Origin of the sequence: Ralstonia sp. ASV6 (assembly GCF_016429285.1) — a bacterium.
GTDB classification, from domain to species: Bacteria; Pseudomonadota; Gammaproteobacteria; order Burkholderiales; family Burkholderiaceae; genus Ralstonia; species Ralstonia flaminis.
This window is the reverse complement of record NZ_JAELUI010000203.1, coordinates 1-7054: the sequence shown is the minus strand read 5'-3', so window position 1 is coordinate 7054 and position 7054 is coordinate 1. Positions and strand designations below refer to the sequence as shown.

Annotated in this window: 7 protein-coding genes; 6 read left to right on the top strand and 1 reads right to left on the bottom strand. The window is 62.9% G+C overall.

Annotated features, from left to right (window positions below; genetic code table 11):
- Together JHD73_RS25500 and JHD73_RS25495 are read left to right on the top strand one after the other, a co-directional pair.
- On the top strand, positions 1 to 431 hold a 431-nt coding region (locus JHD73_RS25500), incomplete at its 5' end, for an EI24 domain-containing protein (protein WP_199032956.1).
- A 15-nt stretch (positions 432 to 446) separates the two neighbouring features.
- The gene (locus JHD73_RS25495) at positions 447 to 1265 is read left to right on the top strand and encodes a competence/damage-inducible protein A (protein ID WP_199032955.1); all 819 of its coding nucleotides are present in this window, start codon (positions 447 to 449) and stop codon (positions 1263 to 1265) included.
- A 34-nt stretch (positions 1266 to 1299) separates the two neighbouring features.
- On the opposite strand, the gene JHD73_RS25490 is transcribed toward JHD73_RS25495, so the two are convergent.
- Positions 1300 to 1776, bottom strand: coding sequence for a rhodanese-like domain-containing protein (locus JHD73_RS25490; protein WP_199032954.1), 477 nt, complete (start codon positions 1774 to 1776; stop codon positions 1300 to 1302).
- Positions 1777 to 2229: 453 nt separating this feature from the next.
- Here JHD73_RS25490 and JHD73_RS25485 point away from each other — a divergent pair, with 453 nt between their 5' ends.
- The 4 genes from JHD73_RS25485 to ntrC all read left to right on the top strand — a co-directional run.
- Positions 2230 to 3645: a 3-hydroxylaminophenol mutase gene (locus tag JHD73_RS25485; RefSeq protein WP_199032953.1), complete on the top strand. Its 1416-nt coding sequence runs from the start codon at positions 2230 to 2232 to the stop codon at positions 3643 to 3645.
- 158 nt (positions 3646 to 3803) lie between these two features.
- Positions 3804 to 4325, top strand: coding sequence for a DUF4124 domain-containing protein (locus JHD73_RS25480; RefSeq protein WP_199032952.1), 522 nt, complete (start codon positions 3804 to 3806; stop codon positions 4323 to 4325).
- A gap of 7 nt (positions 4326 to 4332) precedes the next feature.
- Positions 4333 to 5532, top strand: coding sequence for a nitrogen regulation protein NR(II) (gene glnL / locus JHD73_RS25475; RefSeq protein WP_199032951.1), 1200 nt, complete (start codon positions 4333 to 4335; stop codon positions 5530 to 5532).
- Positions 5533 to 5599: 67 nt separating this feature from the next.
- Positions 5600 to 7054 (top strand): nitrogen regulation protein NR(I) (gene ntrC, locus JHD73_RS25470; protein WP_199032950.1); only part of this gene is annotated, 1455 nt, incomplete at its 3' end.

The window sequence follows — 7054 nt, the reverse complement described above, 5'->3', positions numbered from 1 at the left end:
TGGTGGCGATCGTCACGCTGCCGTTGTGGCTGATCCCGCCGTTCTTCGCGCTGATTCCGCCGCTGCTGTGGGGCTGGCTGACCTACCGCCTGATGACCTACGACGCGCTGGCCGACCACGCCACGCCTGAAGAACGCCGAGCGATCATGCAGCGCTACCGGTTGCCGCTGCTGGGCATCGGCATTGCGGTCGGCATGCTGGGCTCGGCGCCGACGCTGTTGTGGGTGTCGTCGGTGGTGACGATCGTGCTGTTCCCGATCATCGCCATCGCCGTCATCTGGTTGTATGTGCTGATCTTCATTTTCTCGGCGCTGTGGTTCGGCCATTTCTGCCTGCGTGCGCTCACGCGCCTGCGCGCCGAGGCACCGCCCGCGCGCATGGTCGAAGCAAGCGTCATTGACGTTACCTCCATCGAACTGCCCCGCGAGTAAGTAACAAGGATTGACATGGCTTTCGGCATGATCATCATCGGCGACGAGATCCTCTCCGGCCGCCGCGAAGACAAGCATCTGCGCAAGTTGATCGAAGTACTGGGCGAGCGCGGCCTGGCGCTGGAATGGGCCGAGTACGTCGGCGACCAGCCGGCGCGCATCACCAGCGTGCTCAAGCGCACGCTCGCCAGCGATGACGTGGTGTTCTGCACCGGCGGTATTGGTGCCACGCCGGATGACCATACGCGTCAATGCGCCGCCGCCGCACTGGGTGTGCCGCTGGTGCTGCATCCGGAAGCTCGCGAACTGATCGCCCAACGCATCGCCGACACGGCTGCAGGCGACCCGATCAAGGCTGATCTCTCCACGCCTGAGAACCAGCACCGTTTCAAGATGGGCGAGTTCCCGGAAGGGGCGCGCATCATCCCGAACAGCTACAACCGCATCCCTGGGTTCTCGGTGGCGCATCACCACTTCATGCCGGGTTTCCCGGTGATGGCGTGGCCGATGATGGAGTGGGTACTCGACACCTATTACGCCGATCAATTCCACCGCGCCCCGCGCGAGGAGCGCTCGTTCCTGGTGTTTGGCTTGCCGGAGTCACGGCTGACGCCGCTGATGGAGCGCATCGAAGCCGAGTTCGATGGCGTGAAGGTGTTCAGCCTGCCCAGCGTGGGCGATGCGGCGCGCGGTGAGCGCTATGCCCGCTCGCACATCGATCTGGGGGTGAAGGGCCCGCCCGAAGCGGTTGCGCGTGCCTATGTGGTGCTGCGAGAAGGCGCGCTGGCGTTGGGCGGGGAGATCATTGAGCCGAACGCCGCAACGGCGCCCTGATGGCCTTGCGTGCTGTGGGCGGCGTGCTGTGTCGTTACGCGCCGTGCCACGGCAAACCGCGGAAGCACCAGCCTTCCACCGTTTTGCGGTGGCCTTCGCTGTCCTTGGCGCCTTCAAAACCCTCCAGCACATCCATCGCCAACGTATAGCCGGCCTGTGCAGCCGCCACAGCGGCGTGCTTGGAGCGCGCTGCGCTTCGGCACAGGAACAGCACGGGCACGTCCTTCGGCACGGCTGCTTCCAGCGCGCTGAGGAAGTTCGGGTTGCGCACGCCGCCCGGATACTGGTTCCATTCCACATGCGTGAACTGGTCAGGCGCAATGTCTGGCGTGCCGACCCAGTCCAGTTCAGCACGCGTGCGCACGTCTACCAGATGGGCTTGCGGATCGGCGGCGAGCAGGGCGGCGGCTTCTTGCGGAGACAGGGCACCGAAGTACGGGAGCTGGTCGGCCTCGCGGCGGGCAGTGGCCGCTTCCAGCAGGGACTCGCGGGTGAGTGTGGTGGCAGTCATGGCAATCGGCAGAAGGTAAAGCACTATTTTAGCGTTGCCATCACATGATGCAGGTGAAATTCACTGAAACGGTGCAGTCGCCATTACGATGCACTCAAGTGGTGCTACGTCGATTTGTGTGCACCACGGCTGTGCGTTGACTACCCTGACTGAACAGCAGGGTTCCCGTGAGGCCGATTCCACCCAAGGTATCTGCACCGGCTTCTTGATGCTGTCGCACCGTGTCAGGCATGGGCTGGCGCGGCGCTGCACTATTTGCGGGAGCACATGCCCGTCATCGGGTCGACACTGGCATGCTTTCTGCTAAGATTCCCGCGGTCTTTTCCAGGGCGTTTTGGCGGTGCCGGACGTCCCTGGCGAGAAGAAGATGTTTCGGGGGTGAGGGCGATCGAAGCGATCTGTCACACAACCGGCTCACAATACTTTGCGTTATTGCGCTACCAGGAGAATGGCATGTCCCAAAGCATTGCAGACGTGATGAAGCTCGTGAAGGAAAACGACGTCAAGTTCGTCGATTTCCGCTTCACCGATACCAAGGGTAAGGAGCAGCACGTCTCGGTTCCCGTGTCGCATTTCGACGAAGACAAGTTCGAAAGCGGCCATGCATTCGACGGTTCGTCGATCGCCGGCTGGAAGGGCATCGAAGCGTCGGACATGCTGCTGGTGCCGGATGCAAACACCGCTCACGTCGACCCGTTTTACGAAGAGCCGACGCTGGTGCTGACCTGCGACGTGGTCGAGCCGTCGGATGGCAAGGGCTACGACCGCGACCCGCGCTCGATCGCCAAGCGCGCTGAAGCCTACCTGAAGAGCACCGGCCTGGGCGACACCGCCTACTTCGGTCCGGAACCCGAATTCTTCATCTTCGACGGCGTGACCTGGAACGTCGACATGCAAGGCTGCTTCGTGAAGATCCAATCCGAAGAAGCCCCGTGGTCGTCGGGCAAGGAATTCGAACACGGCAACTCGGGCCACCGTCCGGGCAAGAAGGGCGGCTACTTCCCGGTTGCCCCGATCGACACGTTCCAAGACATGCGCTCGGAAATGTGCCTGATCCTGGAATCGCTGGGCATTCCGGTTGAAGTGCACCACCACGAAGTGGCAGGCCAAGGCCAGAACGAAATCGGCACGCGCTTCAGCACGCTGGTGCAACGCGCCGACTGGACGCAGCTGCAAAAGTACGTGATCCAGAACGTCGCGCACACCTACGGCAAGACCGCCACGTTCATGCCGAAGCCGGTCGTGGGCGACAACGGTTCGGGCATGCACGTTCACCAGTCGGTGTGGAAGGACGGCCAGAACCTGTTCGCAGGCAACGGCTACGCTGGCCTGTCGGAATTCGCGCTGTACTACATTGGCGGCATCATCAAGCATGCTCGCGCGCTGAACGCCATCACCAACCCGGGTACGAACTCGTACAAGCGTCTGGTGCCGGGCTTTGAAGCACCGGTCAAGCTGGCTTACTCGGCACGTAACCGCTCGGCTTCGATCCGTATTCCGTACGTTGCGAACCCGAAGGGCCGTCGGATTGAGACGCGCTTCCCGGATCCGCTGATGAACCCGTACCTGGGCTTCTCGGCCCTGCTGATGGCTGGTCTGGACGGCGTGCAGAACAAGATCCACCCGGGCGAAGCTGCCGACAAGAACCTGTACGATCTGCCGCCGGAAGAGGATGCAAAGATCCCGACCGTGTGCGCAAGCCTGGATTCGGCTCTGGAGCACCTGGACAAGGATCGCGAGTTCCTGACCCGCGGTGGCGTGTTCTCCAACTCGATGATCGACGCCTACATCGAGCTGAAGATGGAAGAAGTCACGCGCTTCCGCATGACCACGCACCCGATCGAGTTCGACATGTACTACTCGCTGTAATGCGCGAGCGCCCCGGCCGAGGTGTCGGGGCGAAGAGACGGTTGTGAGGGGAAGGGCGGCGTAGGTCGCCCTTCCTTTTTGCGGGGCAGGGTTTTGTGGCTAGAATGATCGTCCGCCGGATTTCGGCGCCCGATCGACGTTTCGCCAGGTTCCATCTCATGTTCCGTCATTCTTCACGCATCGCATCTGGACTGCTTTCCGCCGTGGCAGCGTTTGCTGCGTTGTCCGTGCAGGTGCCCGCGCACGCGGATGATGTCTATCTGTGCAGCGGCCCGAACGGCGTGCCGGAATACCGCAACAGTGGCAACACGAAAGGCTGCAAGAAGCTGACGCTGCCCGATGTGGTGACCGTACCTGGTACGCGCAGCCCGCGCAGTGCCGGGGCTGCACCAGCACCGGCGCAGAGCAATGCAGGTGGTGGCTTCCCACGTGTGGACAGCGCTACGCAAAAGGCGCGTGACGGCGAACGCCGCCAGGTGCTGGAAACAGAGTTGGCAGACGAGGAGCGCAAGCTCCAGGCGTTGAAGGCCGAATACAACAACGGTCAGCCCGAGCGCCAGGGCAATGAACGTAACTATCAGAAGTATCTCGACCGCACCGCGCAGTTGAAGAGCGACATCGAGCGCAGCCAGGCCAATGTCGATTCGATCCGCCGGGAGCTGGGCAACCTGAAGGAGTAATAGCGCAATGCGTCGACTGATCCGCAAAGCGGCTCGCCGCGATGACCAGGAACAGACGACGCCACCCGCGCCGTCAGTCAACGCCCGCCAGGACATTTCCGACGGCGACAGCATTGATGGGCCGCCGCCTATTCCGTTTTCTCATGGCGCACCGCCGTCGTACCCTGGGCTCGATGCGGTGCCCAATCCCATCCTCTTCGTCCGCCATCCGGCACTGACGATCTTCTACGCAAACCCCGCCGCCGAAGCCGCGCTGGCTGTGTCCCGCCGGCAACTGGTGGAGATGTCGCTGCACGAGTTGTTTGTCGACCCCTCCGAACTGGCAGAGATGATCGCCACCGTGGCGGGCCGCCAGTTCGATGCCAAGCGGCGCGATGTCTCGCTCGAACGGCCTGGTCACGAACCATTGCATGCGCATGCAGTGGTGGGTGCTGCCGACTTTGCACCGGGTTCTGTGCTGCTGGAGTTGCTGCCCAACGAGCAGAAGATCCGCAGCGAGCGCGAAGAGCGCTTGCTGGACCTGACCGCCGCCAACAAGGAGCTGATCCGCAACCTCGCGCATGAGATCAAGAACCCGCTTGGTGGGATTCGCGGCGCCGCGCAGTTGCTGGAGTTCGAGCTGCCAGAGCGTTCGTTGCGCGAGTACACCCAGGTCATCATCAAGGAGTCTGACCGGCTGCAGACGCTGGTGGACCGACTGCTGGAGCCGCACCGGCATCCTCACATCGTGGGCGACGTGAACATCCACGAGGTGCTCGAGCGCGTGCGCTCTGTGGTGCTGGCTGAGTTTCCGCAGGGGTTACGCATCGTGCGCGACTACGATGCCAGCCTGCCTGAGTTCCGTGGTGACAAGGAACAGCTTATCCAGGCGGTGCTCAACATCGTCCACAACGCGGCACATGCGTTGGCGCATCGCATTGCACAAGGCGACGGTGAGATCGTGTTGCGCACGCGTGTTGCACGACAAGTCACGATTGCAAAACGTCTTTACAAGCTGGCATTGGACTTGCATGTAGTGGACAACGGTCCTGGGATTCCGGAAGACATCCGCGAGCGCATCTTCTTTCCGCTGGTGTCCGGACGGGAGGGGGGGAGCGGGCTGGGCCTGACACTCGCGCAGACCTTCGTGCAGCAGCACGATGGCCTGATCGAGTGTGAGAGCAGGCCGGGGCAGACCGATTTCCGCATTCTTGTGCCGCTGCACTGACGCTTTATCGGCGCATGCAGAGCGCGAGGACCCAGGCAAAGACGAAGTCAAGCAGACGAACCAACACATGAAGCCAATCTGGATAGTCGACGACGATCAATCCATCCGCTGGGTCCTTGAAAAAGCACTGGCACGCGAGAGCCTGTTGTCGCGCAGTTTCACCAACGCGCGCGACGCGCTCAATGCGCTGGATGAGGAAACGCCGCAGGTGCTGATTTCCGATGTGCGCATGCCGGGCGGCTCGGGGCTGGACCTGCTGCAGGCCATCAAGGCAAAGCATCCGGGGCTGCCGGTCATCATCATGACCGCGTATTCGGACCTGGACAGCGCCGTGGCGGCATTCCAGGGCGGCGCCTTCGAATACCTCGCCAAGCCGTTCGACGTGGATCGTGCGGTCGAGTTGATCCGCCGCGCGCTGGAAGAAAGCCTGCGTGAAGAGGAGATCGACGATCGCCTGAGCGATGCGCCCGAGATCCTGGGCCAGGCGCCCGCCATGCAGGACGTGTTCCGCGCCATCGGCCGGCTGTCGCAGTCGAACGTGACGGTGCTGATTACCGGGGAATCGGGTACGGGTAAAGAACTGGTGGCCCGCGCATTGCACAAGCACAGCCCGCGTGCGAGCGGCCCATTCATCGCGCTGAACACTGCGGCGATTCCGAAAGATCTGTTGGAGTCGGAACTGTTCGGTCATGAGCGCGGCGCCTTCACCGGCGCGCAGACCATGCGCCGCGGCCGCTTTGAACAGGCCGAGGGCGGTACGCTGTTCCTCGATGAAATTGGCGATATGCCGTTCGATCTGCAGACGCGTCTGTTGCGCGTGTTGTCAGACGGGCATTTCTATCGCGTGGGTGGACACAACCCGCTCAAGGCCAACGTGCGGGTGATTGCGGCCACGCACCAGAACCTGGAAACGCGTGTCAAAGACGGCCTGTTCCGCGAGGACTTGTTCCACCGTCTGAACGTCATCCGCCTGCGCCTGCCCGCGCTGCGTGAGCGCCCGGAGGACATCACGCTGCTGGCACGCCACTTCCTGCAGAAGAGTGCCAAGGAGTTGGGCGTGGAGCCCAAGCGCATGTCGGACGAGGCGCTGGCACATGTTGCCACGCTGCCGTTCCCGGGCAACGTGCGCCAGCTCGAAAACCTCTGCAACTGGCTGACCGTGATGGCGCCGGCGCAGACCATCGAGATCAAGGATCTGCCCTACGACCTCGTACGGGGTAACGCGCAGGCGTTGCCCGCAGCCGCCGATGCTGGAACCGTGCGGCCGGTGTTTGTCGGAGAACCTTCGTATGGCGGTGAGCCATATGGTGCTGGGCTGTCGAGTGACACGCTGGCGACGACGACCGCTGCAGGTGCATCGGCTTCCGCAGGCTGGGAGCGTGCGCTCGCGGGCGAGGCCAAGGCCATGCTGGAAGCGGGTCAGCCAGACGTGATGGACGTACTCACGCGCCGTTTCGAAAAGGCGATCCTCGAAGCTGCGCTTGGGGTCACACGCGGGCGCCGCGTGGAAGCCGCAACGCGC

Excerpts from the sequence above, each read along its gene's own strand:
- JHD73_RS25495 (WP_199032955.1), top strand. The coding sequence starts at position 447 with ATGGCTTTCGGCATGATCATCATCGGCGACGAGATCCTCTCCGGCCGC.
- JHD73_RS25490 (WP_199032954.1), bottom strand. The coding sequence starts at position 1,776 with ATGACTGCCACCACACTCACCCGCGAGTCCCTGCTGGAAGCGGCCACT.
- JHD73_RS25485 (WP_199032953.1), top strand. The coding sequence starts at position 2,230 with ATGTCCCAAAGCATTGCAGACGTGATGAAGCTCGTGAAGGAAAACGAC.
- JHD73_RS25480 (WP_199032952.1), top strand. The coding sequence starts at position 3,804 with ATGTTCCGTCATTCTTCACGCATCGCATCTGGACTGCTTTCCGCCGTG.
- glnL (WP_199032951.1), top strand. The coding sequence starts at position 4,333 with ATGCGTCGACTGATCCGCAAAGCGGCTCGCCGCGATGACCAGGAACAG.